Source organism: Anabaenopsis sp. FSS-46, from assembly GCF_029891665.1.
GTDB classification, from domain to species: Bacteria; Cyanobacteriota; Cyanobacteriia; order Cyanobacteriales; family Nostocaceae; genus Anabaenopsis; species Anabaenopsis arnoldii.
In genome coordinates, this window is sequence record NZ_JANQDG010000029.1 from 1 (window position 1) to 25,965 (window position 25,965).

Here is a 25,965-nt window from a genome sequence, read left to right on the forward strand (position 1 = left end):
TCTTGTGCGTAAGTGTTCAAGTTGTCGTTGCAAATAGTCTTGCTGGGAATGAGTCGATACTCGTCCGTAGCAAATAGTTGTAATTGTCCGGGGTATTCCGCCGATTTTTTCGACTTCTTCGAGGATGAACCGCCTTTGACCGCCTGGTGTACGGATTGCTTTAAGCTTACCTTCGTTTTCCCATCTCCTGAGACTGGAGACATGGACACCAAGGATTTTAGCTGCTTCCTTGGGAGTGATATGTTGCATCAAAACCTCATTAAATCAACTACTTTTAGTGTAGCGTGAGTTAATGAGATTTGCTTGTTTTAAGCAAATAAGTTACAATTAGTTACACGTCCACTCCAGAGGCTGACATGGTAGAACTTACCGCATCTAAAAGGGTACACCGACCGCCGGACAGCGTTTGATGCGACATTTAAGGAAACTGGTGCTAAGACTCCCACATTTGTATAGGATTTAGGATTTTTGCCACCGGGTTTCTAGATGTCTTTGAAAAGCGATGGCAAAGCCTGGCTTACAGGAGTTGTCCACGCTTACCTACTTCGCTTTTTATATATGAGCTTTACCGCTATGGAAGTAGTTTAGCATTTGTAAACGTCCTATGGGAATCGGGTTTGATTTTCCCACGGGGGAGGTAAGTTAACTATCAAATAAACAAGATATGACAACAAGTTATAGAGAACGATACCACTTAAAGCCGGGTTTACTGAGGAAGATTACAACTGTTGAGAATCGACTCTCTCTCAAGGATGGGAGATGTTAAATCTAGTGGCTTGTAGCTGATTTTCTAGGTTTGCACGTAAGCGCAAGTCTGCTATTGACCAGACCCACAAGTTATTTGTAGACAATATAAAATCTTCTTGTTTATGAGTGACAATTGCATCTAATTGCCAATACTTAGCACAGCATAACTCTACAGCAGATTCAAAATCCCTCAGGGGTAATGAACGTGCCTTTTGGAGAATGTGCGGGTTAACCTGAGAGACTCCAATTTTTTCTTGTAACCAATATAATATCATCTTAGCAATATTACTACCATTTAAGCATTTGGCATAGGCGGAAATTTTTTGCGCGCCCAGATGTGTCAGGTACATCTGAATAGATGGATTTACTTGGTCTAATAATTGTCTAATATCTTCTGTAAATTCTCGGCGATTCATCAAAGCTTCTAGTATTAAATCAGCATCCAATAAAATTCTGATCACTTGATATCCCCTTTATAGTCTAATAAAGATAGCGTCAGAAAGCAGCTGAGAGCCATTAATATTACATTCCTGATCTGGATAGTTTACGTACTTACTTTGGGAAAAATAAATTAGTAAGACTGTAATTTAAACAACTCAAGTCGTAAGTATAAATGGGCTTTAGCTATCTCAATTGGGTATGAACATAATTAAATACAAGCTGAACCAGCAAGATTTCAGATAGGGTGTGAAATTAGGCTTGAAGTAATGTTCAGCCCAATTATCTGCAATTGAGATCAAGGGAATTGTGGTTTGATTGATGAGTTGATTCCTTGAGGCGGGGAATGGGGAAGACCAACGGACGGCTTTTAGCCGTCCAAGTCTTGGTTAAATCTAAAAATTTAAGCTCGGCCAGTCTGGTTGACGATAATAGTGGGTCATGTCATCGAATTTCCGTAGTTCCACAGAGTGGATGAAAAATTCTGGAGAACTTTCCAGCCATTGCTGATTCAATTCAGACAGCATAGTGGTGAAATTTGTACGGTCTAAATCTGAGGAAATGTCGCCAAAATAGCCCAATGTAATGTGGGCTGTCAGGTGATAATGCTGTTCAACACCCAAAGCTATTAAGTTGGGATTTTGATAGATTTGGCGGCGAAATTGAATAATCTGCTCATAACAACGTTGGTCTTGAGGGACTAAACAAACACCTATGGCTCTCGGCATGACTATCAGTCCGAGCATTTGCCATTGAATCGGATGGGTTCGGTTTGTGATGGATTGTTGATATTGCTGCAAGATTTCAGCACAACACAAACGTAACTCTTGTTCAAATTCCGGGTTTTTTTCGCAGGTATGAAGATAAGCACTGTCCCAAATCAAGTCAGCTAAAGTCAAATGAAAGCTAGTAGGGGGTACGGGGACAATCAAATCACTATTGACAGGTAACTGTAAAAGTTCCTGCTGGTAAGATTGTAATTTTGTATAGAAGGTAGAGTTTTTCGCATCTTCGTCACCCGGTGGGGTAATGAGTGAATACCCAGGAAAAGGTGTAGGTTGTCTGAGTCCAGAATGTAAATGAAACTTACCAGATTCCTGAATATGCTGAATTTGGGATCTGTAAGCTTCTGGTAGCGTCATTCTTGCTACCCGGTTTAGGTAAGTTTGATAGTTGTCGTCCAATCTTAGTAGCCTCGCGCTCTCACTTGATAGATTTTAAGGAAATTTACTCAGATTATGCAGAGTGATTTCAAAAGTGTTGAACTTTTTTTTCAATGTTTCTATTCTTGAGTTATAATTATTACAAATTAATAAGTATAATTTACCTTTTTTTGTGGAGATGCTAGGGCGGACGGTTAGCCGGTTCTGGTCGGCATGGTGACCCATTCTTGGCATATCAACCATCTGCCACAAGAGTCTATTCTGTGTTTGGTAGATATGAACAGCAATTCATCCCCTGAGTTGCTGTGAGTTTATGAGTCGTGATGCGTAAAATAAGTAGGTTAAAAGGCAAAGTGAGGCAGGGTTAATATAGCATTGTGGGTTAAGTGTGTCAAAAATACGACAAGGCAAAAGGATATATAAACTATGACAAAAATATTAGATACTCTGATTAACTCTCTCTCAGGTCTAGAAATTATTACCGAACCTAGCCACGTGGCGAAATTATCTCAGGATTATCACACCTTTAGCCCGGTTCTAGTACCAAAGCTGCAAGGAAAAGTCGGGGATATGGTTGTCCGTCCCAGTAATGAAGAAGAGGTAATAAAAGTTGCCCAGGCTTGTGTAGAATCCCAAATCCCTGTAACTGTGAGAGGTGCGGGAACTGGTAATTATGGGCAGTGTGTGCCTTTACATGGGGGCGTAATTTTAGATATGTCGAAGATGCAGGGGATACCTTGGGTAAAACCGGGGGTAGCACGGGTAGAAGCTGGGGTGAAGTTGGCGGCTATAGATAAAAAAGCTAGGGAAATAGGCTGGGAAATCCGAATGGCACCCTCGACATACCGCACAGCGACTATTGCTGGGTTTATTGCTGGTGGAAGTGGGGGGATTGGGTCAATACAATATGGGTTGTTAGGCGATCGCGGTAATATTTTAGCCCTGCGAGTGGTAACCTTAGAAGACCAGCCCCGTGTCATGGAATTACGAGGTGATGATGTGAGTAAAGTAACTCATGTCTGGGGTATCAATGGCATTATTACTGAGGCGGAAATTCCCTTAGGGCCTGCTTACCCTTGGGCGGAAGTGATTGTTACTTTTAACGACTTTATGGCAGCTGGGAGGTTTGGGCAAGCCTTGGGTAATGCGGATGGGATGATTAAAAAATTAATTGCGGTGTTTGCAGCGCCCATTCCCGAATACTTTCACTCACTACAAGAGTATATTTCCCAAGGTAGTCACTCAGTCTTGTTAATGTTGGCGGAACCGAGTTTAGAATTATTACCCGGTTTAGTGCAGCAATATGGTGGACAGATTACCTATAAAAAACCAGTTGCAGAAAAAAGTCTGAACTTGGGGGAATTTACTTGGAATCACACCACCCTTCACGCCCGGAGTATAGATCATTCAATTACCTACTTACAAAGTATGTTTCCGCCTGATCCTAATTTGGAACTGGTAGAGCATATGTATCATTACTTTGGTGATGAAGTGATGATGCATTTAGAATTTTTCCGAGTGAATGGGAGGGTAATTCCAGGTGCTTTACAGCTGGTGCGTTACACCACAGAAGAACGCCTGAATGAAATTATTCGCTATCACGAAGCCAAGGGGGTATCTATTGCTAATCCCCACACATATATTATTGAAGATGGGGGGAGAAAGGTGATTGACCCTGAGCAGTTAAAGTTTAAGGAAATGGTTGATCCTTATGGGTTAATGAATCCTGGTAAAAGCAAGGTTTTAGAATTTAATAAATGAAGCTGTGAAGAGGATAAGAGTATTGATTCCTGTGCAAATAAGTTTGTACAGAATTCGCTAAAGCCTTTGCTAATAAAGGAGGTACAGCATTACCAATCTGGTTAAACTGATTGTTTTGGGAACCTTGAAATTGAAACCAATCTGGGAAACTTTGTAGACGCGCGCCCTCACGAACTGTCAGCCTTCTTCTGCGTCCATCTGGTAAACGGATGCGTAACATATCACCGGTTGGACTGGATAAATTTCTACAAGTGACTGTTCTGACAGGGGAATCCAAATGAATATCTCTAGGATTGATACATTTAGAAGCTATCTCATACTTTTTAATATATTCATCCATGCTAGGAGTCAGAAATTTAGAATTAGGTGGTGCTAAATATGCTAATTCTCCCAAGGCTTCCCCAGCAGTGTAAGGTGAATATAAATGTGTTTTTTCCGGCCACTCCCACCCGCCTTTATGTGCTACACAAAACAGTCTCTCTCGTTTTTGAGGTACACCATAGTGGGCGGCGTTTAAAATTTCCCATTCAACTATGTAATCAAGTTTTTTTAAGGCTAAAACAATTTCTGCAAAATATTTCTGATTACGAAATAGCATTCCCCTGACATTTTCAAACAAAGCTAGTTGAGGACGATAACGCTCAACAGCAGCAAGAAAAGTTGGGAAGCCATCACGACTATCTTTTAAGCCTAATTGATGACCACTGACGCTAAAGGGTTGACAAGGGGGACCGCCAATTATAACTGTAGCTCCCTCAATTAAATCAGATAATGGTGTTAAATTAAGCTGATGACAGACACTCGGCAGATTATGTTGATATGTCGCGCAGGCATCTGCTAAAAGTTCGTAACCAATTGTTGGAAAACCTGTAGCTTCAAAGCCCAGGGCTAACCCACCACAACCGGCAAATAAATCAATGACTAAATGTTGAGTTTTATTTGTTTGAGGTAGTTGTAGTTCTGTTTCTAGAAAGTTCAGGTAAGGCGGTCTGAATGTCAAGGTTTGAAATCAAATCTTAAAGAACTAATTAGATAAAAGTAGGGCAGTAACCCTAACTATAAACCTTTAAGGGGTGAAAATCTATGGCGTGAAGACCTGAACAGTATCATTTGGGACAGATAATTGCACCCGTGCGCCGATGGGTAGGGGGATATCAGCGATGGTGCGAGCATGAATTTCTTTCCCGGAGGCGGTTTTTAAACAATAGAGATACTCTCGGCCTAAAAATCTGCGGCTGTGAATAAATACAGCCGAATCAGTGGCTGGTTCTAATCTTAAGCCTTCCTGACGGATCATGATTTCGCCGGTATCGTTGCTGAGGTTAACTGGTAATTCAAAATTACCTACTTCGGTTTCCCAAATATTACCTTGACGGCGGGCGGGAAGGAAGTTAGCCTGGGTGACAAATTCAGCGACAAACCTGGATGCAGGATGAGTGTAAATTTCTTCTGGTGTGCCTATTTGTTCTAAGTTTCCTTGTCTCATGACACCGACTAAATCGGAAATTGCTAGCGCTTCTTCTTGGTCATGGGTAACAAATATGGCTGATGTACCTGCGGCTTTGAGGATGTCTCGGATTTCTTCGCGCAAGCGCAACCGCACTTGTATATCTAGGTTGCTTAAGGGTTCATCTAACAGCATGAGTTGAGGTTGGGGTGCTAAGGCGCGGGCGAGGGCGACTCGTTGCTGCTGTCCGCCTGAGAGTTCGTAAGGGTAACGTTTTTCTAAGCCTTGCAGGTTGACTAGTTCAATGACTTGGCTGATACGTTTTTGTATTTGCTGTGGTGTGGAATGTTTTAAGCCAAAGGCGACATTTTCGGCGACGGTTAAGTGGGGAAACAGGGCGTAGTCTTGAAAGACAATACCGATGTCACGGTGTTCGGGGGGAACAGAAACAGAACCGTTACCAACTATTTTACCGCCAATTTTAATTGTTCCCGATTGCAGCTTCTCAAAGCCGGCAATCATGCGCAACAGGGTAGTTTTACCGCAACCAGATGGGCCGAGTAATCCTAATATATCTCCTTGTTGGAGGGTTAAGGAGACGTTATTGACCGCGGGAGGGACATTTGGGGAAAACTGCTTGGTGATATTTTCTAGTTGGACAATTGCTTGTTGCATGGTAGATAAGAAATAAAGCGATGAGGAAATTAAAATTTGGGTTGTGTTTTGGGGTTAGGTATTACTTTGTCTTCTTTAACGTTTTCTTGAGATAGTACTAATAAGGTTGAACCCATGGAAACTAGCAGCATGGTGAGGGAGGCGGCGGCCGCATCGGCAAAAGCTACGTTTTCTGTGGCTTGCCAAATTTCTGTGGCTAGGGTGTTAAAGCCTATGGGTGCTAGTAACATTGTGGCGGGTAATTCTTTGATGGCTGTGAGAAATACTAGTACTGCACCACTGATTAAACCTGGTTTGACTAGGGGAAGGGTGATTTCTTTTAGGGTTTCCCAAGGAGTTCTACCTAGGCTGCGTGCTGATTCTTCTAGCTGGGGATTTATTTGTAAAAGACTAGTGCGTATTCCTCCCATTGATTGGGGCAGAAATAAGACTAAATAGGCAAATACCAGCATTGGTAATGTTTGATATAGCCAGGGTAAGTAGTTAGCCCCAAAAAAGACTAATGATAAAGCGATGACAATTCCTGGTATGCCAAAACTGATGTATGAGCAGCGTTCAATGATGGCGCTGATTTTGGTGGGGAATCTGACTGATAGGATGGCTACAGGTAAGGCAAATATTGTAGCAGCGATCGCAGCTAATCCAGCTGCTGAAACTGAGTTGAGGATACTGGGTAACAAGTTGGGGAAGTTGTAACCGCTGTTGATCCCGCGAATTAGCCAAAATAAGGTGATACCTACTGGTAACACTACACCGAAGCTAGTGATCAGTAGGCAAAAGCCCAGAGCTGGCCATTTCCAAATTCCTAATTTGACAATTTTGGGGGGACGCAGGGAGGCGGATCCGCGAGTGTAATATGCAGCGCGCGATCGCATGCGATACTCTAGCCATAAAATCAACAGTACCAGTGTTACCAACATTAAAGATAACACTGCGGCTGTGTTGCGGTTAAAGCTAGCTTTGTATTGCATGAAAATTACCCTTGTAAAGGAGTCAAACTGCATTAAAGAGGGTGTACCGAAATCTCGCAGCGCATACAAAGCTACTAACAACCCCCCGGCAATTATTGATGGTTTCAGTTGAGGTAGAACCACCTTAAAAAAGGTTTCGTGACTCCCATAACCCAGACTGCGCCCGGCTTCTTCTATAGAAGGGTCTATACCTTGTAGTCCTGAACGTACACTCAGGAGTAAGTAAGGGTAAGTAAACAAAGTGATTGCTAAAACCGCACCGGGAAAACCATAAATAGAAGGTAACTCTTCTACTCCCAAAGGTTCTAGTAATATTTGTAAAAAACTGCCTCTGGGTGCTAAGGTGGCAATCAAAGCAAAACTGCCCACATAGCTAGGAACTGCTAAGGGTAATGTAGTGGCCACTACCCAAAATTTCCGTCCTGGTAAGTCTGTCCGCACTGTTAAAAAAGCTAATGGCACAGCAATCACTGCAGAAAATACAGTCACTGTTGCCGCCATAGCAGCACTCTGTAAGAATACATCAATATTACGGGGACGAGTGATTAATGCCCAAAACTCATCCCCCCCAATACCAACTGCGCGAATCACTAAATATACTAACGGTAGGGTAATAGCCACAGCTACCACCCCCGCCGCTAATATGAGAAATAATGGAGGGCGAACCGATGATTTCAATTTTTACAAAACTCCTGCCTCTTGTAGCAATTCTAAGGTTCCTTCTAAATCTTGTAAATTAGTAAGGTTAATATTTGGCCCCTGAATCTGACTTAATGGTACTTGATTTGCTGGCCCTGCTACTCCTTTGACTAAAGGATATTCATTTGTTTGTGTAGCAAAGTATGTTTGTGAACTTGGTTTGAGTAGGTAGCCAATAAATCTTTCTACGTCTGATTTTTGCTTGGTGGATCCCATAATTGCGACACCTGCGATGTTAATCATCGATCCTGGGTCTTTATTAGTGTAGTGAGTCGCCACAGGGAAATTAGGATTAGTTTTTTTGAAGTTAGCTAAGTAGTAATGATTCGTGAGACCGATATCAGCTTCTCCGCGTCCTATGGCTTCGACAATTGTAGTATTGTTGCGGTAAACTTTTGTGCCATTAGCTCTCATAGCTCGTAGCCATTCCAGAGTTCTGGTTTCTCCTTCCAGGGTGCGCATGGCGGTAACAAATGATTGGAATGAACCGTTAGTTGGAGCCCATCCTACTTTACCGCGCCATTGTGGTCTGGTTAAGTCCCAGATGGACCTTGGTAGTTCACTTTGTCGGACGCGATTCGTATTATAGTTTAATACCCGCGCCCGTCCAGAAATACCCATCCAATTTCCCCGGGGAGAACGAAAGCGCGGATCTACTTGGTTGAGTAGGTCAGGCGAAATGGTTGTAGTTAGCTTGCGTCTTTCTAACGCGCCTAAAGCACCTGCATCTTGAGCAAAAAATAAGTCAGCACGGGTATTTTTACCCTCTTCTACAAGAGCAATAGCCAACTCCGCAGTATCACCATAACGCACTTGGATATTCATACCCAGGTCTTTTTCGGCTTGTTCGAGTAAGGGCGAAATCAGTTTTTCTCCTCTACCTGAATAGATAGTGATAGTTTTTGTCTGTGCATTTACACTCAGACCAATTCCCCAAGTGAGCATGAAAGCTAAAGCTCCGGCTGAAACTTGCTTTAATGAGAAAGTTTTCAATTTTTTACCCTCGATTTTTACTTAACAGAAATATTTTTCAAGAGACTTGACTACTTATAAGTATTATCATTAAGTAGTCCTAGTAAGCAAGAAGAATTCTCAACTTTTTTCTGAGCAGGTTCTGCTGGTCTGAGCTAACCAAGAGCCAGATCGGCTTAAATGACTGCTACTTCCTGCATGATTTGTAGTGTTTTCTCCAAATCATTGAGGTTACTCAAATCAATTTTTTTATTTTGTTGGCGAATTTCAGTGAGTGATTTCAAATTCCCCTCCTACCAATTGGATGCAAAGATGACTGATTTTGCGGTAATGCTGTTTTTTTAGTTGATATTATTGACAATAAGTTTTAATTATGCTTCCCTAGGTACTTGAGATTAATTTCTATTAAATCAGAATTTTGTTCTAAAAGCAATTAGATCCATATAGGAATTATTCGCGAATAACTAGGTAGGTAGGAGTTTTACGGAGTAGGTTTAGTTTCTCAACAGTTTTTGGCTATCAACCATTTTGGGTGTCCCTGGGGTGCAATGCATTGTGATGGAAATTTCAGGGATAGTGGGGCGATCGCTGAGTGAGCCTAGGAAGCGGACGTATAATCGAGGCTATAAGAGGTCTATAAATTGATCTGTCTGTAGTTACTCAATTTAAGGTATGATCAAAAGCCTGCTAATTAATGACAATGCTGCTGACAGGAGATGCATATGGCCCGGATGTATTATGACGAAGATGCCAATTTAGACCTTTTGGCTGGAAAAACTATTGCCATTATTGGCTATGGTTCCCAAGGTCATGCCCACGCCCTTAATCTAAAAGATAGTGGTTTAAATGTGATTGTGGGACTATATCCGGGTAGTAAGTCAGCAGTCAAAGCGGAAGCAGCTGGTTTAACTGTGAAATCTGTAGCCGATGCTGCGAAAGCTGCTGATTTCATCATGATTTTATTACCGGATGAAGTCCAAAAGACAGTTTACAAAAACGAAATTGAACCAAATCTAGAAGCTGGTAATGTTCTGGCCTTCGCCCATGGCTTTAATATTCACTTTAGCCAAGTCGTCCCACCTGCTAATGTAGATGTGGTGATGGTTGCACCCAAAGGACCGGGACATTTAGTACGCCGGACTTATGAGCAAGGACAAGGGGTACCGGCGCTGTTTGCAGTTTATCAAAATGCTAGCGGTCAGGCACGCGATCGCGCCATGGCTTATGCTAGAGGTATTGGTGGTACAAGGGCTGGTATTTTAGAGACTACATTCCGGGAAGAAACCGAAACAGATTTGTTTGGTGAACAAGCGGTATTATGTGGTGGTTTAAGCGCCCTAATTAAAGCTGGATTTGAAACCTTAGTAGAAGCTGGTTATCAACCAGAGTTAGCTTATTTTGAATGTCTGCACGAAGTCAAACTGATTGTTGACTTAGTTGTGGAAGGGGGACTAGCCCAAATGCGCGATAGTATTTCTAACACTGCTGAGTATGGCGACTACACCCGTGGACCTAGGGTAGTGAACGAAACTACCAAAGCGGAAATGAAGAAAATCCTCAGCGAAATTCAATCTGGGCAATTTGCGCGGGAATTTGTCTTAGAAAACCAAGCTGGTAAACCAGGATTTACCGCTATGCGCCGCCAAGAAGCTGAACACCCCATTGAGGAAGTTGGTAAAGATTTACGCGCCATGTTTAGCTGGTTAAAGAAAGTGTAATTGAGCTTGCGTAATTCCCCATGGGGAATTACGCAATATTATGGTGTCCTTGGTGTTTCTATACCAAGTTGGGTCGATGTTGAATCCAAGGGTTGGCGGCTTCTAATTGCGCTGCTAGAGTAATTAAAGTGGATTCCGCCGCGGGTTTGCCCACTAGCTGTACACTCATAGGTAAGCCGTTAGCATCAAAACCCACAGGAATTGCTATAGCGGGTTGTCCCGTGGCGTTAGCAGCGGGACAAGGTGCTACCCAGTGGATAATTTTTTGGAATGTCTCTTCTGGAGTTAAATCAGCCCATTCGCCCACCCGAATGGGTGAACGTAAATATACAGGCAATACTAGTACATCTACGGTATCTAAAAACGCCACAATTTGCCTGGCTAGGATTTGCATTTGGGAAACCGCCCGGAGATACTCACCCACAGAACCTATGCGGGAGAAGAGAAAGCGATTCACCGGCTGTAATGCTTCCGGTGGTATTCTTGATGCAGCGACAGCACCTTGCCACACAGTTTGAAATGGTTCTACTAACCCACTCAAATCAAGGGACTTCTCTTCTATAGTATGACCTAATTGTGCTAATAATTCTACTGTTTGCATTACCCCTTGCTGACAGTTAGCATCAGCTGATCCCAGGGGGTGGATACTGGTACTAAAGGCGATGCGTAAATTACTGAGTTTCTCTGTGGTAGCGGCGAGGAAGGAAGTTTGAGGATCTGGTAACCAGTAAGGATCACCTGTGACATAACCAGACATGACATCTAAAAGGGCGGCTGCATCTGCTACCGTCCGGGCGATCGGTCCATTAGTACCAAGTCCAGCTACGGGACTTCCTACGGGTGCATGGGTGACTCTACCCCGTGATGGTTTTATACCGACTAAACCACAGCAAGCCGCGGGACCGCGAATAGAGCCGCCACCGTCGGAACCTTGGGCTATAGCACACAACCCCGCTGCTACCGCTGCAGCAGCACCGCCACTGGAACCGCCGGGGGTGTATTCTAAATTCCAAGGGTTTCTCGCTGGGGGAAATCCTGTAGGTTCGGTGTAAGGAAATGAACCTAGTTCTGAGGTGGCGGTTTTACCCAGGATAATAAATCCAGCTTGTTTAATGCGAGTGACTACGCCATCATCGTAGTTAGGGATGTTTTGTAATAAAGCAGGACTCCCATAGGTACAGGGTACACCAGCCACGGCGTTGAGGTCTTTAATGGAAATGGGGACACCGAAAAATGGCGGTAGTTCTGAGGTGGTTGTTAATATTTCTGTTTTAGCCTGAGCATCGGCGATCGCTTGTTCTGCTGTGACTGTAAAATAACTTCCCAGTTGGGGGTTAAACTGCTCAATGCGGTTTAAATATAACTCTACTAATTCCAGGGGTGATAGTTCCCGACTACGAATCAGCTTGGCTAATTCTAGGGCTGGGGTAAAAGCTAAATCATTGTTATTCATATTTTGACTGATTAAAATATCTATTGATAATAGTATATTTACTTATCACTGGAGTTATATAACCTCCAAGTTTGTATTAGGGACCGGAGTCCCCAAAACTATGTATATTAAACTTGGGTGCGGTCTGTTAAAATCTCGTAACCTGTTTCCGTCACTAAAACCGTATGTTCAAACTGGGCTGATAGAGAATTATCTACAGTTACAGCAGTCCACCTGTCAGACAATATTCTAGTATGCTTAGAACCTGCATTTAAAATTGGTTCAATTGCTAAAGTCATTCCTGCGCGGAGTTTCACATTTGGCATTTCCCGGGTGCGGTAGTTAAAAACTGAAGGTTCTTCGTGTAAATTCCGACCTACACCATGCCCTGTAAATCCTTCCACCACACTAAAACCATTACTTTTTACATGGTCTTCTATGGCTCCGGCTAAGTCAAGTAAATAAGCACCCGCCTTTACCTGTTCAATACCTTTATAAAGTGCTTCTTCTGCAACGCGGATGAGTTTAGCAGCATCTGGTGTGACATCTCCCACGGCGATGGTAATACAAGAATCACCATGAAAACCTTCGTAATAAGCACCGGTATCTACTTTTAACACATCCCCGGTTTGAATTACTTTCTTAGTGCTGGGGATACCATGGACAACTTCATGATTAATACTGGCACAAATGGAACCGGTAAAGCCATGATAGCCTTTAAAGCTGGGTGTAGCGCCCATTTCCCGGATGCGGTTTTCAGCGTAAGCGTCCAAATCAGCTGTAGTCATACCCGGCTTGACCATCTCAGAAATTTCTTTGAGTACGGTAGCTACAATTTTAGCTGATTGCCGCATGGTTTCAATTTCCCGGGGGGATTTAATTTCAATTCCCCGGTGTTGTTTTGGTGTGGTTTGGGGCTGAGTTTTTTGGGAGAGCAGGTTACTGAGAATGTTCATGGAGAGTTTAATAATTACTGATGACTGACTGATATGGCTATAAATTTAAGTTACCTTATTTTTACCAAGCCTGGTTTGCGATTGCTGTCATCAGTTACTGTATAGCAATTTCTCCTGTCATTCCTGCTGCTGTATGTCCGGCTATAGAACAGTTTAAGCTATATTTTCCGGGTTTGATGGGCACAAAGAACCATTGCGCTTCTGCACCGGGTTTGAGTTCTAGTTCATGAATTGCGCCTTTGACTTCTACTTTGCCAGCTTCGACTTTTTGCGTCCAGATACCATCAGCAAAATCTTTGGCTGTGAAATAATGTTTCAGTTGGCTGGGATTATTTAGGTGTAATAGATAGCGTTTACCAGGGACAAATTCTAAATGATCTGGTTCAAATTTGAGTTCATTAGCGGAATTACCTAAACTAATCGTAATTTCTCTAGGTGGCTGTTTAAGTAAATTATCTGTAAAATCAGCGGCGATCGCCTGGCTCTGAAGCGCAAAAACTAAGCACAGCAGCAAACATAGGAAAGTGAACTGGCGAATTAAACGCAGTACATTAGGTAGAATTGGGTAGAATATATTTTGATAAAATTCTGTAAATAACCGAGTCATTGAGTAGTTAAACCAAATTTTGCCAAGGGTATAATATATTAACTAATTTTGACAATGTTACAAAAAAACCAGAATAATCCTAGCATGGTTTAATACACCCTGTAACTAATCAAGTTGAGCCAGACAGCGAATAAATTCCAGGGGTAAACCATCGGTATCAGCAATAAAAGCCACCTCCCAAATGCGATCGCCTATTTGCTGCTGAGTGGGTTCTAAAAGTACTTTCAGGGGTGGTAAATTCTCTGCACAATTAACACGTGATTGTAAACTTGTCAACCAGCCGGGTAAATCGGATGTAATTGTAGTTAAATCAAAAGACAGATGATAATAACCCACATAATGCTCATCGGTAAAAGCATCTGGTGCGGGTTTAGGTTGAGGAATTTGGATTAATTCGATTCTTCCCCCTAAACCTTCCATCCAACAAGCCAGAGTATAGCCTGTGGTGAAGCGCTCACAAACTGTAAACCCTAACAGTTCATAGAATGCGATCGCCCGATGAATATTAGCAGTGCGAATCGAAGCGTGATGCATAATAATTTAGTCATCCGTCATGGACACCCCCCTGGTAGAGACAATTGATCAATTGTCTCTACATCTGTTACTCAAATAATCGGAAATAGGGATAGCGTACAGGTACACCAGGTTCCTTTTCCAGATCAAAATTAATCACATTCCAACAGGGATCTTGGGAAGCATCGGGGCTAAAATCCACGGGTAAGCCATATAATCGTGCTGAGGTAGCTTCCGGGTCTCCAGAACGCCAAGGGGTGCTACGTTCTAGATAGCCACTCATCAACTCCTGATAACGTTGAGCAATAATTACCCGTGTTGCCCTGTAACCTTGAGTATACAGCTTATCCAATGCCTCGTGGATTTCAAAGCGAATGCCATCGGGATGGGTATGCTGTCTATACCATTCATTATTCCAGCGTCGCCAATGACGACCCGACTGGAGGTGAACTAACTCTCCATTTTTAGGGTTGGCCTCAAAAGCACCATGACGGGGACACAAATAAGTATCTGTGAGTGTCAGAGCCGGAATAGACTGACGACAGTGGGGACACTGAATGTCAGGGCCAAATATAGGGTACTGCAAGCCTGGATTGATCATGAAGTGCATAAAAACATATTTTCGTTTTCACCAGCACCAGCGAGTTGGATTTGACACTTCGGCTCCTCTATTATCGAGGCTTGCTCATTGCTGCAAAGAAACCGAGTTTCAGCGTAAACAATCTTCACTAGCATCTGACTCAGATGAGAGAGGTGACACTGTGATATTCTGGTTGTGCAGCAAGCCTCAAACTTTAGAGCTTCTCCAGTGTTCGGTGGGTACCATATTCATATTCTATCGTGTCTACAACTTCTTACTGGCCATCTCCCGATTTTTCTCAAGCAGCTTTCATCGCCGCCAATGCTGTGGTTATAGGTTCGGTAAACATTCAAGCCGGGGTCAGCATTTGGTATGGTGCAGTAGTTAGGGGAGATGTAGAACGCATTGACATTGGGGAATGTACAAACATTCAAGATGGGGCAATTTTACATGGTGACCCTGGTTCACCAACAATTCTAGAACATCATGTCACTATCGGCCATCGCGCCGTGGTACATTCTGCCCACATTGAATATGGCTGCTTGATTGGCATTGGTGCAATTATTTTAGATGGGGTGAGAGTGGGTCATGGTAGCATCGTTGGTGCTGGCGCGGTGGTAACTAAGAATGTCCCCCCTCGGTCTCTAGTGGTCGGTGTTCCTGGTAAGGTATTGCGCCCAGTTCCAGAAAACGAAGCCGCAGAACTGATAGAACACGCGGAACGTTACAAAAAGTTAGCTTTAGTTCATGGGGGAAAGGGAAATGATCTTGGTTTTGCTCACCAGAAATAGTGCCAAAGATTGTAATATAAATATATATTGGTAATTAGCCTGAAGGCAGCAATGCTTAACATGATTGCAATCCCCGCTGAAACTTGTAATCCCATGGGACTAGCAAAATTTGCCAATTAGGTTAAAAATAAACATGAGAACAGTTCATAAAACTTTAATTTTCACTTAAAAGAGGAGTTCTAGATATGGATATCGATTACCGTATAGTCATCGTCCTTGCACCCATTGTCATTGCTGGTAGTTGGGCTGCATTTAACATTGGTGCTGCAGCTTTAAGACAAGTACAAAACTTTTTGAACAAAGAAGCCTAAGTTTAAACAAAATTATCGATAAAATCGGCTGTTTCCCTAATTCAGGACAGTCGTTTTTTGGGGGGAAATGGGGTATTTTCGCCCCATTCCCTCATATACCTTGTCTTTCTCATCTGTTTGTGGATATAAATTCTTTACTAAAACCGTTTCAGCATTTTGGCGTTAATCTGGGACTCTCCCGCATTATCAAACTATTGGCTAACCTGGGTAACCCCCATCTGCAAGTTCCGGTAATTCACGTTGCTGGTACTAATGGTAAAGGTTCTGTTTGTGCTTATCTTCACTCTATACTCACTGAAGCTGGTTATCAGACTGGCTGTTATATCTCTCCTCATTTAGTTGATTGGACTGAACGCATTTGTATTAATAAACAGCCAATTACTAGTGAGAAGTTCAGCCAATTAATCTTACAAGTTCAAGATGCTATTCAAGCTGATGATGAGTACCCAACCCAGTTTGAAGTGATTACCGCCGCTGCTTGGTTGTATTTTGCTCAAGCTCAAGTTGATGTGGCCGTGATAGAAGTGGGTTTGGGGGGGCGCTTGGATGCGACCAATGTTTGCTCAGATCCATTAGTAACTATAATTACATCTATTAGCCGGGAACATTGGCAGCAATTAGGTCCGACTGTGGCGGATATTGCTAGGGAAAAAGCAGGTATTATTAAACCGGGGTGTCCGGTTGTGGTGGGGAAATTGCCCCCAGATGCCCAAAAAGTTGTGCGATCGCGTGCCGCAGAATTACAATCCCCTTATATTTCACCAAAATCTGCTCATGAAATCTCCCCCGGATGGGCTGAATATGAAACTCAGGTAAACTCCTGGGTTATTAAATATCCTCTCCCATTACAGGGGCAAATTCAACTAAATAACTCAGCCTTAGCTTTAGCTGGTGTAGAAATTCTGCAAAACCAGGGTTGGAAGATTTCCCCAGAAGCGATTGTTAACGGGATGAGTAAAACTCAATGGCCCGGACGAATGCAATGGGTGAGTTGGAAAAACCGCAAATTATTAATTGATGGCGCTCATAACCCCGCAGCTGCTCAAGCATTAAGAGATTATGTAGACAGTTTACACACCCCTGGGTTAACTTGGGTGATGGGAATGCTTTCTACTAAAGAACATGGAGATATTTTTCAAGCCTTACTGCGATCGCAAGACCAATTATATCTAGTTCCAGTCCCAGATCATAGTTCAGCCGACCCCAGAGAATTAGCCCAAATAGCCGTTGAAATTTGTCCAGAATTGTCCAGATGTGAAACCTATCCAGATTTAACATCCGCCTTAGACGCAGCTATTAATGAGAAAAATAATCAACTTGTTTTGTGTGGTTCTCTCTACTTAATCGGTCATTTTTTCAGACAGGGGGGATAGATCCCCGGCTGTTGAACCAGTCGGGGATGTGGTTAAAATCTCAGACTATAGCCTATTATTCCATTCTTGCGCCGCATCTTCCACAGCTTGATCTACAGTTTTTTGACCTAACATCGCTGCTTGTAAATTTTCATAAATCGCCTTTTGCAGACGTTTAGAATCTTTCAAAGTTGGCGTTAAAATCTCTGCTTGTTGCAATTGTTTCGCACTAATCACCCTCGCCCGTTCCACTGTAGAAGCAGTATCAGGGACATTTTGAAAGTAACTATCTGCCAGTGCTTGTTTTGTGGATGGTAAAACATTAGCAGCTTTAGCAAAGGCTAGCTGATTCTTGTCATTGGTGACAAATAAAGCAAACTTAACGGCCGCATCGGGATGTTGACTAGCACGGGGGACAACTAAATTCATCACAGCCACATTCTTTTTACCAGTATCACCGGTAATCTGGGGTGCGATCGCGGAGGCCTTGGCAATTTGGGGAGCATTCCTAGCAATGGTATTGAGAAACTCAGGTCCGGAAGCTAAAAAAGCCGTTTGTCCAGACTGGTATAAATCAATGCCATGGCGATGTCCTTGGGTTAAAGCCTCCCTGGGAAGTAACCCCTGTTGATATAAATTCACCCAATATTGAAAAGCTGCTTTACCTTCGGGAGAATTAAAAGCCGCCTTACCCTGCTCATTGACTAGGGTAACGCCCATTTGTACAAATGACTCCAACACCTCACCGGAATCTTGGGGTACAAAAGTGACAAAAAAGGCATATTTACCCGTCTGGTCTTTAATTTTCTGGGCGACATCTGCCAATTCTGCATAGGTTGACGGTACTTTATTAATACCTGCCTGTTGTAATAAATCAGTGTTATAAATATTTAGCCTGGTAGTCAAGTACCAGGGGATACCAAAACTTTTACCATTCAGGGTGCTAGCTTTCCAAATATTCGGTAGATAAGAAGAACGTTCTGGGTCAGAAATTTTGGGATCTAAGTCTAACCAAGCATTTCTTCCCGCCAGTTGGGAAGCAAAAACTGGATTGAGATTGACGACATCAGGTGGTGTATTTGCTGAGACAGATGTTAAAATTTTGTTCTCCATTGCCGCCCAGGGCACATCAACCCAGTTGACCTTGATACCAGGATTTTCCGTTTCAAAATTAGCAATCAAACCTTGGAAATAGTCAGTAAATTGAGGTTGGAGTTGCATCGTCCAAAACTCAACAGTTGCTTGTGTACCCGCAGGAGATACTGTATTATTAGCAGTATTACAACTTACTAACCAACTAGTAAGTAAGCCTACCAATGCCCAAATAACTAGTTGTTTGAATTTTCGCAATCGGATCATTTTAGCCTGATGATTACATTTGCAAGGGGTGAAAAAGTTGTTAAAATCAGTTGCTTAGTCTATCAAAAATTGTCAAGTATCAGTCAGTTGATCATGTTAATCTGCTCTTAACCCATGACCAGGTTGAGAGCAAAAGCTAAAAAAATCTGGGGCATTTTTCAGTATTGCGGTAATTTATCTGTATATTTTGTGGTTTAAATTTACTGAAAAAGCACAAAAAAACCCGAAATCTATATAAATTAATGGTTTCATCTATCCAGTTCAGGCTACAACACCTTAGAATGATTCATTGAAAAGTCGATCTGATGGGATATACAGGTATTTCTAACATCAAGAATCCCAAAGAGCGACTTTTCTAATTCTCTCTAGGGAGAATTAATCAAAGATGCCACACAGTGCAACTGTCGAGAATCTCAAGCAAAGATCAAGGAGTTTGATATGAACAAGGGTGAATTAGTTGATGCAGTGTCTGAAAAGGCTAGTGTTACTAAAAAACAAGCCGATGCTGTGTTAACTGCTGCTTTGGAGACTATTATTGAAGCTGTCTCTTCTGGGGATAAAGTAACATTAGTAGGATTTGGCTCCTTTGAATCACGAGAACGCAAGGCTCGTGAAGGTCGCAACCCCAAAACTAACGAAAAGATGGAAATTCCTGCCACTAGGGTTCCTGCTTTCTCGGCTGGTAAGCTGTTTAGAGAAAAGGTTGCACCCCCAAAAGAACCCAAAGAATAGATAACGTTTTAGGGAACCTCTTATTGATGCAGCAACCAGTTCACGGTGGAAATTTAGCCTGGGCGGCAGCACTAGCTGGCTGTCCACCTGAAGGTATTCTGGATTTTTCTGCCAGCATCAGTCCTTTGGGACCACCAAATAGCGCGATCGCGGCTATTTATTCCCAAATTAGTAATCTTAGGCACTATCCACAACCAGATTACAGTGAACTTAGAGTTGCTTTAGGAGGCTTTCATAAATTACCTTCTGAGTGGATTTTGCCAGGGAATGGTTCAGCGGAATTACTGACTTTAGCCGGGAGAGAGTTAGCGAATTTATCCGCAACATCCTTAGTTACTCCAGCCTTTGGCGATTATTACCGAACACTAACGGCATATAATGCTAATATCCTGGAGTTTCCCCTTTCTTTGACAACTGGACAATGGGAAATAGGAATAAATTCTGCTTCATATCCTTTATCTTCACCAGGAAGTTATGGATTATTGCTAAATAATCCTCATAACCCCACAGGGAGGTTATTCTACAGGGGGGCGATTTTGCCTTATTTAGAGCAATATTCCTTGGTGGTGCTGGATGAGGCATTTATGGATTTTCTCCCCCCCGATGAGGAACAAAGTCTCATTGGAATGGTGCAAGAATATCCAAATCTCGTAGTATTGCGATCGCTAACGAAATTTTACAGTCTCCCCGGACTGAGATTAGGCTATGCGATCGCCCACCCTGACCGTCTGGCTCAATGGCAATCATGGCGAGATCCCTGGCCTGTAAACACCCTGGCCGCCGCCGCCGCCATTGCCGCTATCCAAGATCAAGAGTTTCAAGAGCGCACCTGGAAATGGCTACCACAGGCAAGAAACCAACTTTTTCAAGGTTTAACCTCAATTCCAGGTTTGCAGCCTCTAGAAGGCAGTGCTAACTTCCTACTAGTAGGATCACAATCATCAAGTTCTCAATTACAACAACAATTACTCCAGCATCACCAAATTTTAATTCGTGATTGCCTCAGCTTTAAAGAATTAGGCGATCGCTTTTTCCGGGTTGCTGTCCGTTCGGAGTCTGATAACCAACGTCTGCTCACAGCCTTATATTCCTTGACTGTTGACCAATAACCAATGACAATTGATTACGACTTAGTAATTATTGGTGGTACTGTTGCCGGACGCTATGCAGCCCTAGTCGCAACCCAACTCAAAGCCACCGTGGCTTTAGTGGAGTCTCAAGTAAATTATGGCTTTAGTCAACATCAAGCCATCAGCGAAGTTGCTAAAATCCTCCATAACCTCAATGATGTTGCTGGCCGGGGAATTCACACCACACAACCATCACTCACCTGGACAGAAACCAGGTTGTATAGTCACGGTGTGATCGACCACATCCAAGCACAAACTTCTCTGGCTAACCTATCCGCCCTGGGTGTAGATGTCATCCTGGGTACTGGTCAATTTCAATCCTTACCCCATTTAGGCTTTACCGTAAATCAACGCCTATTGCGCGGGCGTACCTACTTACTAGCCACTGGTTCTGTTTTGTACCATCCAGAAATTCAGGGATTACAACCCACTGGTTACCTGACATTATCTAATATTTGGCAAACTCTCAAGCAACCAACCTTACCGCAAAATTGGGTAATTATTGGCGGTATTCCCCAAAGTATTGAAGTAGCCCAAACTCTGGCGCGGTTGGGTTGTAGTGTCACCTTAGCCGTGAAATCTGCATCTATTCTCCCCTCCGCCGACCCAGAAATAGCCCACCTGCTGCAAGCACAGTTAGAAGTTGATGGTGTGCGTGTCCTGACTCAAAAACCAGTAACTCAAGTCAAACTAATTGAGGGTAAAAAGTGGGTTCAGGTAGGAAATAAAGCTATTCAAACCGACCAAATCCTAGTAGCAACGGCACAGCAACCAAACCTAGAGTACCTGAATTTAGGTGCTGTAGGTGTGAAATGGCGGCAACGTCGCTTACTGCTTAATGATAAATTACAAACTACTAATCCCCGGATTTACGCCTGTGGCGATGTGATTGGGGGTTATGATTTTCCCAATGTTGCTAATTATGAAGCGAGAATCGCTGTCAAAAATGCCTTGTTTTTTCCCAGATTTACAATCAACTATCGCTACATTCCCTGGGGTCTCAATTCTCATCCCCGGTTAGCGGAAGTCGGTTTAACACCAGTCCAAGTAAAACGCCAATTTCGACCCGATGAGGTTTTAGTTTTACGGCAGTATTATAAGTCAATCCCAGCTGCCCAACTCCGAGATCAAACTACAGGTATATGTAAGTTGATTGTACACCGCAATGGGGAAATTTTGGGAGCCTCCATATTGGGGGAGGAAGCGTCGGAGTTAATTAATATAATTGCTTTGGCTATGTCCCGAAAAATTCCCGTTAAACATTTAGCTTCCTTGTCTTGTGTCTATCCTAGCTTTTCCCAAATTATTGAAGATACAGCCACACAGTGGGGTCAGCAAAGGTTAAATACCAATCATGCTTTACAAGATTTTCTCGAAGGCTTTTTTCATTTCCGCCGCGATTGGAATTGGTAATCGGCTTATTTCGTTCGCTCACTATGACGCTTAAAGTTCTTTTCTGTTAAAGATACGCTACCAATTCCTTGGAGGATACCACGACCGATTAAACCTAAACCCCGTCCCACTATTTTAGTGAGCAAAAAAACAATACCACTACCCACAATAGATAATAATGATTTTAACCGCGGCGCGATCGCATCTCGAAATTCTAGTACCAGTGTCACTAATAGGGGAATACCAGAAAGCTGGGCTAATTCCTGACTACGGGGGGCATAAATTGCAGTTTTGGCAATCCCACGCGGTGCTAATACAAATAGCTCATAGGTACTTTCAAATATGCTTTTAGGCTCATTGATATACTTGTTTAAACGGTATTTCCATGATAACTCATTGCGGAAGCGTTCTATTTCTCTTGTGGAAATTAAGCGGCGATCATAATAATTCTGTTTAATGTCTTCTACGTCTGCTAAAGAGTTGAGCAATGGTTGCACTACACTATTGGCTACGGAAATCAATAAATTTTCTAAAATTATTAATGCTTGGGATTTCGCTTCAGGTGTACCCCCAGGGTAGGTGGTATTATCAATATGCAAGTCTGTCTGAAATACTAAATAAGAAAATAACTCTAGTACTAGGGGTATTTTATTGATGATCTCTGTTTGTACCACCCGATAATTTTGCAGCAATAAATTGACAACTTCTATATCTTGGTTACCTACTTGTACGCGATAAAATTTGCCAAAGAAATCTGTAATTACTCCTTGCCATAAATCATATAATATTGTGTCTTTTAAGCTTTCTAATTGAGCGCCGCTTACTTGAGTAACACGCAATTCATCTAGGTTTTGCGCCAGTTTTTGCAGAATTAAATACAGTAGTTCCCGTCTTTTATCTTCCCGAAAAATATCAATTTCTAAAGCCACATTTGTGACATTTTGTAAAGAAAATTGTAATTTATTCACACATACTGCAAATAAATCAGATTGTAGCGATCGCGGGCTAAGTAGAGGCGCTAAAGTAGGTTCTTCTTTTACCTTCAATCTCACATTCTCACTACTGAATACTGGAATTACAGCCGGTTTGTGCTGTTCGGGTTCTCTTTCCTGTGGCGAAACTAATAACCGACTGAGTAACCAACGCGCCGCTAATAGTTCTCGTCTTTTTCCAGCCAGAACAGCTCGATCTATTAACGGGATCCCAGGGATTTGTAATTGCGTCATCACTGCGCCTAAATCTGCTTCAATGTAAGCAACCCCCGACAAATACCAATTTTTTCGCACCCCAGCCAGGGGAAGAGTAGGTGATGGCGTGATGGAATAATCCGCAGTGGAATCAACGCTTCCCTGTGGAGGAAACCAATAACAACCACCATCTACTACTGCTTCCATAGCAGCGACTAATTCAGAAATAGGAGTACCTTTAGGACAGTAGCCATTAACGCCAGTAGCACGCACGGCTAACAGCAATCCTGGTTCTTGAACAGAACTCAGTAGGAAAATTGGTAGTTTGGGGTATTGGTTTTTGATTTGTTGACACAGTTGTAATCCTTGCTGCTGACTGGAAATAGAGCGACCATTACCTAATTCTAAAACTACCAAGTTCACTTGGTTGGGGTCTTTTTGAGCCAGTTCTGCTAGTATCTGCAAGGCCTTTGTATCTGTTTCTGCTTCCGATATTACTTCGATGTCAGGCACTGTTGACAAAGCTACCCGTAGTCCTAACCGGAATATGGCATCTTTGTCAATTAACAATAATTTTAGGGGTTTATTATTCATAAGATATAGTACGCGGGAAACTCAGTCACAAACCGCGCTGAGATCGGCTGATGATGAAAACCCCCAAGTTTAGCTTTAACTATTGCAGTCCTCCTGAGTATGACATTCTCGTGGGTTAATTGTCACGCCAAGTTTGTGGGAATATTGGTGAAAATCCCGTTAAAAATTATTCTGGTTTTTGGGGATGGCGGTAACCATAAAAGTTAATACTGTATTCAGTAATCCTGACTCCTGTTTGTTTTTCCACCTCACGGATTAATTCTGCGGGTAGTTCTATATGCACATCCAGCAGTTGATTAGTATCAATACAGTTGACATGACTATGGGAATCACTGATATTACCGTATAAACGCCCGTCACAGCGTTCAACACACTCAATGATGCCCTGACTTGATAGGGCTTCTAAATTTTGATAAACAGAAGTGTGACCAATATCTTTACCCTGCTGGCTGAGACGAGCATAAATTTCTCTAGCAGAAAGGTGTTCATTAGCCTGCCACAGCAATTCTAAAATAAAGCGGCGCTGGCGACTGACGCGCATCCCCAAGAGTTGACACCTATCCAGGGCTTCCTCTAGGGAACGAATTGGTTTGGGAGGGATCGAGTGATTTTGCATAGTTAAGTTGGTTAACTATAAGGGTATTTTCCCGATTTTGTCTGGCTCTGGGAATTTACAATTTAATCTGGTGATTGTCCGTTGGTGATTAGGGTTTGTTTGATTACACTCTGCTCTTAAACAAACTCATTACAACTTTAACTTACAATTATAGCAAATGTCCAACCCTAGGCAGGTGTTAAGTTTGCCAAGTTAGACATACACAGGTAAAAAAATAACTGGGTGCAAATGTGCCATCACACCCAGCAAAGCTGGTGATTCTCGATCCTACTTTTGAGCATGACGATTACAATTCAAGTCGATACCGACCACGTTAACAATCTAGATATCTCACCTGTCTTGAAGGTGATTACGCAACTACTCGAAGACAAAGGGATGGCATCCTGGGAACAGCAGTTAAGCTTTAATATCCAATATGCCTTATCACCCGGAGATCCCCGGGAACTTTCAGAAATCCCAGAGTTGCGTCTATGGTTTGTCCGTTTAGATGCTAAATATCCCTGGTTACCATTTTTACTAGATTGGAAATCCGGGGAATTAGCCCGTTATACTGCCATGCTTGTACCACACCAATTCAGTGCAAAAGAAGGTATTCAATATAACCCAGAAGCCTTAGAAATATTTCTCATGCACAAAATTTTTATATTAGGTGATTGGCTCAAGGAACAAGGTATCCCCAGCTCATCCCGGTTAAAGTCTATGGCGCAAATGCTGGGTTATGACCTAGATGATGGGTTGTTTGAGATGCTTTGAAAAGCCTACACCTCTCAAGAGGTGTAGGAGGATTTTAGTCGCCCCAAATTTTCTGCAAAACTATTTGGGGTGAAATATCTGCTAATTGTGACGTTGGTGATTTAATCGCCAGAAACTTATCATTTTTGGGCAACACCGATTCTGGATCTGTAGAGCCAAACAGGGCAATAGTATAAGTTTGCACTGCTACACTTAAATGAAGTAGTGGATCATCAGTAGATAACATCAAACTTGCTCCCCCAATCATGGCAGTTAATTTGCCAATGTTATCAGGAGAAGTCAGCTTAATCCCGCTGGTTCTTTCCAGGAGCGATCGCCAAACCTGCTCATTTTCAGAGCCGCGAATCACCACCACAGGCAAATCCGGCTGCTTGTGTTGGCATTCTTGAATGATTTGCTCCCAGTGTTTTAGAGGGTAGAGTTGATCTGAACCTGTGAGAGAGATATCACTAGAACCAGCATGAACTAATATGTAGCCTGTGTCATTGATTCCCAAGCGTTTTTGTTCATTTTGTGACCAGTCAATATCCGGTTTAGGCACATTCACTGCTAACTCTGGGCAAGGGGTTTTAATCCCAAAGGGTTGCAGCAAATCATGGTAAACTGCCGCCTTGTACTGGTTGGGTTGGTATGGCACAGAATCAGTCAGAAAACCTGCTCCTTTGCCTTTGTAGCCAACGCGGGTAGGGATTCCAGTTAGCCACAGCAAAAGACCCATTAACCAACTTTCTCCCGGAGTGATCACCGCGTCATACTCGCGATCGCGAATCATCCCCACGAAATTACTCCAATCAGCCAGACTATTGCGGTCTGTGTAATCAAAAGTCAGGACATCATTAACTGACTTGCTCACCCGGTAGGCAGCCTTTGACCGGGGTTCCACAACGACATCTAACTGAGCCTTAGGGTAATAACGCCTCAAGTCATCTAGAGTCGGGAAGAAAAGAATTTGGTCGCCAATTCCGCCAGGAACAAGGGCTACTACTCGCATAATATTTATTCACGCGTACTCGCTCTTATTTTAGGTGAATATAGTCATTAGTTATTGATTATTAGTCATTAGTCATTG

The 25,965-nt window shown here is 42.7% G+C and carries 25 protein-coding genes; 9 read left to right on the top strand and 16 right to left on the bottom strand.

Annotation, left to right across the window (positions count from 1 at the left end; all coding sequences use genetic code 11):
* The 3 genes from NWP21_RS02825 to NWP21_RS02835 form a co-directional block, all read right to left on the bottom strand.
* Nucleotides 1-249 (bottom strand): MerR family DNA-binding transcriptional regulator (locus NWP21_RS02825; RefSeq protein WP_280791530.1); only part of this gene is annotated, 249 nt, incomplete at its 3' end.
* A gap of 497 nt (nucleotides 250-746) precedes the next feature.
* Nucleotides 747-1,208 carry a PIN domain-containing protein gene (locus tag NWP21_RS02830; protein WP_280791531.1) on the bottom strand — a complete coding sequence of 154 codons (462 nt, stop codon included), beginning with the start codon at nucleotides 1,206-1,208 and terminating at the stop codon, nucleotides 747-749.
* A gap of 372 nt (nucleotides 1,209-1,580) precedes the next feature.
* A complete protein-coding gene (locus NWP21_RS02835) occupies nucleotides 1,581-2,369 on the bottom strand; it encodes a DUF1868 domain-containing protein (RefSeq protein ID WP_280791532.1) in 789 nt (262 codons plus the stop codon).
* 405 nt (nucleotides 2,370-2,774) lie between these two features.
* Here NWP21_RS02835 and NWP21_RS02840 point away from each other — a divergent pair, with 405 nt between their 5' ends.
* The gene (locus tag NWP21_RS02840; protein WP_280791533.1) at nucleotides 2,775-4,109 is read left to right on the top strand and encodes an FAD-binding oxidoreductase; all 1,335 of its coding nucleotides are present in this window, start codon (nucleotides 2,775-2,777) and stop codon (nucleotides 4,107-4,109) included.
* Here the strand turns inward: NWP21_RS02840 and NWP21_RS02845 are convergent.
* The 4 genes from NWP21_RS02845 to NWP21_RS02860 all read right to left on the bottom strand — a co-directional run bounded on the left by NWP21_RS02845 (nucleotide 4,099) and on the right by NWP21_RS02860 (nucleotide 8,894).
* Entirely contained in the window at nucleotides 4,099-5,109 is a 1,011-nt protein-coding gene (locus tag NWP21_RS02845) for a DNA cytosine methyltransferase (RefSeq protein ID WP_280791534.1), read from the bottom strand. The genes NWP21_RS02840 and NWP21_RS02845 overlap by 11 nt on opposite strands.
* A gap of 81 nt (nucleotides 5,110-5,190) precedes the next feature.
* Entirely contained in the window at nucleotides 5,191-6,231 is a 1,041-nt protein-coding gene (locus NWP21_RS02850; RefSeq protein ID WP_271732511.1) for an ABC transporter ATP-binding protein, read from the bottom strand.
* Nucleotides 6,232-6,260: 29 nt separating this feature from the next.
* On the bottom strand, nucleotides 6,261-7,880 hold the full coding sequence (locus tag NWP21_RS02855) for an iron ABC transporter permease (RefSeq protein ID WP_280791535.1): 1,620 nt from the start codon (nucleotides 7,878-7,880) through the stop codon (nucleotides 6,261-6,263).
* A gap of 3 nt (nucleotides 7,881-7,883) precedes the next feature.
* A complete protein-coding gene (locus NWP21_RS02860) occupies nucleotides 7,884-8,894 on the bottom strand; it encodes an iron ABC transporter substrate-binding protein (protein ID WP_348519749.1) in 1,011 nt (336 codons plus the stop codon).
* 701 nt (nucleotides 8,895-9,595) lie between these two features.
* Here NWP21_RS02860 and ilvC point away from each other — a divergent pair.
* On the top strand, nucleotides 9,596-10,591 hold the full coding sequence (gene ilvC / locus NWP21_RS02865; RefSeq protein WP_280791536.1) for a ketol-acid reductoisomerase: 996 nt from the start codon (nucleotides 9,596-9,598) through the stop codon (nucleotides 10,589-10,591).
* 58 nt (nucleotides 10,592-10,649) lie between these two features.
* Here ilvC and NWP21_RS02870 read toward each other — a convergent pair whose 3' ends face one another.
* From NWP21_RS02870 to NWP21_RS02890, 5 genes are all read right to left on the bottom strand, one after another.
* The gene (locus NWP21_RS02870) at nucleotides 10,650-12,044 is read right to left on the bottom strand and encodes an amidase (protein ID WP_280791537.1); all 1,395 of its coding nucleotides are present in this window, start codon (nucleotides 12,042-12,044) and stop codon (nucleotides 10,650-10,652) included.
* Nucleotides 12,045-12,151: 107 nt separating this feature from the next.
* Nucleotides 12,152-12,979: a type I methionyl aminopeptidase gene (gene map / locus NWP21_RS02875; RefSeq protein WP_271732506.1), complete on the bottom strand. Its 828-nt coding sequence runs from the start codon at nucleotides 12,977-12,979 to the stop codon at nucleotides 12,152-12,154.
* Between the two features lie 94 nt (nucleotides 12,980-13,073).
* Nucleotides 13,074-13,586 carry a plastocyanin/azurin family copper-binding protein gene (locus tag NWP21_RS02880; RefSeq protein ID WP_280791538.1) on the bottom strand — a complete coding sequence of 171 codons (513 nt, stop codon included), beginning with the start codon at nucleotides 13,584-13,586 and terminating at the stop codon, nucleotides 13,074-13,076.
* A 105-nt stretch (nucleotides 13,587-13,691) separates the two neighbouring features.
* Entirely contained in the window at nucleotides 13,692-14,120 is a 429-nt protein-coding gene (locus tag NWP21_RS02885; RefSeq protein WP_280791539.1) for a VOC family protein, read from the bottom strand.
* A gap of 67 nt (nucleotides 14,121-14,187) precedes the next feature.
* Nucleotides 14,188-14,700: a TIGR02652 family protein gene (locus tag NWP21_RS02890; protein ID WP_280791540.1), complete on the bottom strand. Its 513-nt coding sequence runs from the start codon at nucleotides 14,698-14,700 to the stop codon at nucleotides 14,188-14,190.
* A gap of 239 nt (nucleotides 14,701-14,939) precedes the next feature.
* Here NWP21_RS02890 and NWP21_RS02895 point away from each other — a divergent pair, with 239 nt between their 5' ends.
* The 3 genes from NWP21_RS02895 (at nucleotide 14,940) to NWP21_RS02905 (ending at nucleotide 17,154) form a co-directional block, all read left to right on the top strand.
* A complete protein-coding gene (locus tag NWP21_RS02895; RefSeq protein WP_280791541.1) occupies nucleotides 14,940-15,470 on the top strand; it encodes a gamma carbonic anhydrase family protein in 531 nt (176 codons plus the stop codon).
* A 185-nt stretch (nucleotides 15,471-15,655) separates the two neighbouring features.
* Nucleotides 15,656-15,781 carry a photosystem II protein Y gene (locus NWP21_RS02900; RefSeq protein WP_271763770.1) on the top strand — a complete coding sequence of 42 codons (126 nt, stop codon included), beginning with the start codon at nucleotides 15,656-15,658 and terminating at the stop codon, nucleotides 15,779-15,781.
* 119 nt (nucleotides 15,782-15,900) lie between these two features.
* The gene (locus NWP21_RS02905) at nucleotides 15,901-17,154 is read left to right on the top strand and encodes a folylpolyglutamate synthase/dihydrofolate synthase family protein (protein WP_280791542.1); all 1,254 of its coding nucleotides are present in this window, start codon (nucleotides 15,901-15,903) and stop codon (nucleotides 17,152-17,154) included.
* Between the two features lie 45 nt (nucleotides 17,155-17,199).
* On the opposite strand, the gene NWP21_RS02910 is transcribed toward NWP21_RS02905, so the two are convergent.
* Complete coding sequence (locus tag NWP21_RS02910; RefSeq protein ID WP_271732499.1) at nucleotides 17,200-18,492, bottom strand: sugar ABC transporter substrate-binding protein; 1,293 nt, start codon at nucleotides 18,490-18,492, stop codon at nucleotides 17,200-17,202.
* A gap of 438 nt (nucleotides 18,493-18,930) precedes the next feature.
* On the opposite strand from NWP21_RS02910, the gene NWP21_RS02915 reads away from it, so the two are divergent.
* The 3 genes from NWP21_RS02915 to NWP21_RS02925 are packed head-to-tail and all read left to right on the top strand — an operon-like array spanning nucleotide 18,931 to nucleotide 21,767.
* Complete coding sequence (locus NWP21_RS02915) at nucleotides 18,931-19,224, top strand: HU family DNA-binding protein (protein WP_200989291.1); 294 nt, start codon at nucleotides 18,931-18,933, stop codon at nucleotides 19,222-19,224.
* Between the two features lie 26 nt (nucleotides 19,225-19,250).
* Nucleotides 19,251-20,333 (top strand): threonine-phosphate decarboxylase CobD, encoded by a 1,083-nt coding sequence (cobD, locus tag NWP21_RS02920; RefSeq protein ID WP_280791543.1) that lies wholly within the window; start codon nucleotides 19,251-19,253, stop codon nucleotides 20,331-20,333.
* Nucleotides 20,334-20,336: 3 nt separating this feature from the next.
* Nucleotides 20,337-21,767 (top strand): NAD(P)/FAD-dependent oxidoreductase, encoded by a 1,431-nt coding sequence (locus NWP21_RS02925; protein WP_280791544.1) that lies wholly within the window; start codon nucleotides 20,337-20,339, stop codon nucleotides 21,765-21,767.
* A 5-nt stretch (nucleotides 21,768-21,772) separates the two neighbouring features.
* Here the strand turns inward: NWP21_RS02925 and NWP21_RS02930 are convergent, their stop codons facing one another.
* Together NWP21_RS02930 and NWP21_RS02935 are read right to left on the bottom strand one after the other, a co-directional pair.
* Complete coding sequence (locus NWP21_RS02930) at nucleotides 21,773-23,527, bottom strand: DUF3685 domain-containing protein (RefSeq protein WP_280791545.1); 1,755 nt, start codon at nucleotides 23,525-23,527, stop codon at nucleotides 21,773-21,775.
* A 166-nt stretch (nucleotides 23,528-23,693) separates the two neighbouring features.
* A complete protein-coding gene (locus NWP21_RS02935; RefSeq protein WP_280791546.1) occupies nucleotides 23,694-24,143 on the bottom strand; it encodes a Fur family transcriptional regulator in 450 nt (149 codons plus the stop codon).
* A 279-nt stretch (nucleotides 24,144-24,422) separates the two neighbouring features.
* On the opposite strand from NWP21_RS02935, the gene NWP21_RS02940 reads away from it, so the two are divergent.
* Entirely contained in the window at nucleotides 24,423-24,896 is a 474-nt protein-coding gene (locus NWP21_RS02940; RefSeq protein ID WP_280791547.1) for a CRR6 family NdhI maturation factor, read from the top strand.
* A 34-nt stretch (nucleotides 24,897-24,930) separates the two neighbouring features.
* Here NWP21_RS02940 and NWP21_RS02945 read toward each other — a convergent pair whose 3' ends face one another.
* Complete coding sequence (locus NWP21_RS02945) at nucleotides 24,931-25,887, bottom strand: glycosyltransferase family 9 protein (RefSeq protein WP_280791548.1); 957 nt, start codon at nucleotides 25,885-25,887, stop codon at nucleotides 24,931-24,933.
* Nucleotides 25,888-25,965: the final 78 nt, after the last annotated feature.

Excerpts from the sequence above, each read along its gene's own strand:
- NWP21_RS02925 (WP_280791544.1), top strand. The coding sequence starts at position 20,337 with ATGACAATTGATTACGACTTAGTAATTATTGGTGGTACTGTTGCCGGA.
- NWP21_RS02870 (WP_280791537.1), bottom strand. The coding sequence starts at position 12,044 with ATGAATAACAATGATTTAGCTTTTACCCCAGCCCTAGAATTAGCCAAG.
- NWP21_RS02930 (WP_280791545.1), bottom strand. The coding sequence starts at position 23,527 with ATGAATAATAAACCCCTAAAATTATTGTTAATTGACAAAGATGCCATA.
- NWP21_RS02900 (WP_271763770.1), top strand. The coding sequence starts at position 15,656 with ATGGATATCGATTACCGTATAGTCATCGTCCTTGCACCCATTGTCATT.
- ilvC (WP_280791536.1), top strand. The coding sequence starts at position 9,596 with ATGGCCCGGATGTATTATGACGAAGATGCCAATTTAGACCTTTTGGCT.
- NWP21_RS02945 (WP_280791548.1), bottom strand. The coding sequence starts at position 25,887 with ATGCGAGTAGTAGCCCTTGTTCCTGGCGGAATTGGCGACCAAATTCTT.
- NWP21_RS02935 (WP_280791546.1), bottom strand. The coding sequence starts at position 24,143 with ATGCAAAATCACTCGATCCCTCCCAAACCAATTCGTTCCCTAGAGGAA.
- NWP21_RS02885 (WP_280791539.1), bottom strand. The coding sequence starts at position 14,120 with ATGCATCACGCTTCGATTCGCACTGCTAATATTCATCGGGCGATCGCA.
- NWP21_RS02880 (WP_280791538.1), bottom strand. The coding sequence starts at position 13,586 with ATGACTCGGTTATTTACAGAATTTTATCAAAATATATTCTACCCAATT.
- NWP21_RS02840 (WP_280791533.1), top strand. The coding sequence starts at position 2,775 with ATGACAAAAATATTAGATACTCTGATTAACTCTCTCTCAGGTCTAGAA.
- cobD (WP_280791543.1), top strand. The coding sequence starts at position 19,251 with ATGCAGCAACCAGTTCACGGTGGAAATTTAGCCTGGGCGGCAGCACTA.
- NWP21_RS02940 (WP_280791547.1), top strand. The coding sequence starts at position 24,423 with ATGACGATTACAATTCAAGTCGATACCGACCACGTTAACAATCTAGAT.
- NWP21_RS02890 (WP_280791540.1), bottom strand. The coding sequence starts at position 14,700 with ATGATCAATCCAGGCTTGCAGTACCCTATATTTGGCCCTGACATTCAG.
- NWP21_RS02850 (WP_271732511.1), bottom strand. The coding sequence starts at position 6,231 with ATGCAACAAGCAATTGTCCAACTAGAAAATATCACCAAGCAGTTTTCC.
- map (WP_271732506.1), bottom strand. The coding sequence starts at position 12,979 with ATGAACATTCTCAGTAACCTGCTCTCCCAAAAAACTCAGCCCCAAACC.
- NWP21_RS02915 (WP_200989291.1), top strand. The coding sequence starts at position 18,931 with ATGAACAAGGGTGAATTAGTTGATGCAGTGTCTGAAAAGGCTAGTGTT.
- NWP21_RS02910 (WP_271732499.1), bottom strand. The coding sequence starts at position 18,492 with ATGATCCGATTGCGAAAATTCAAACAACTAGTTATTTGGGCATTGGTA.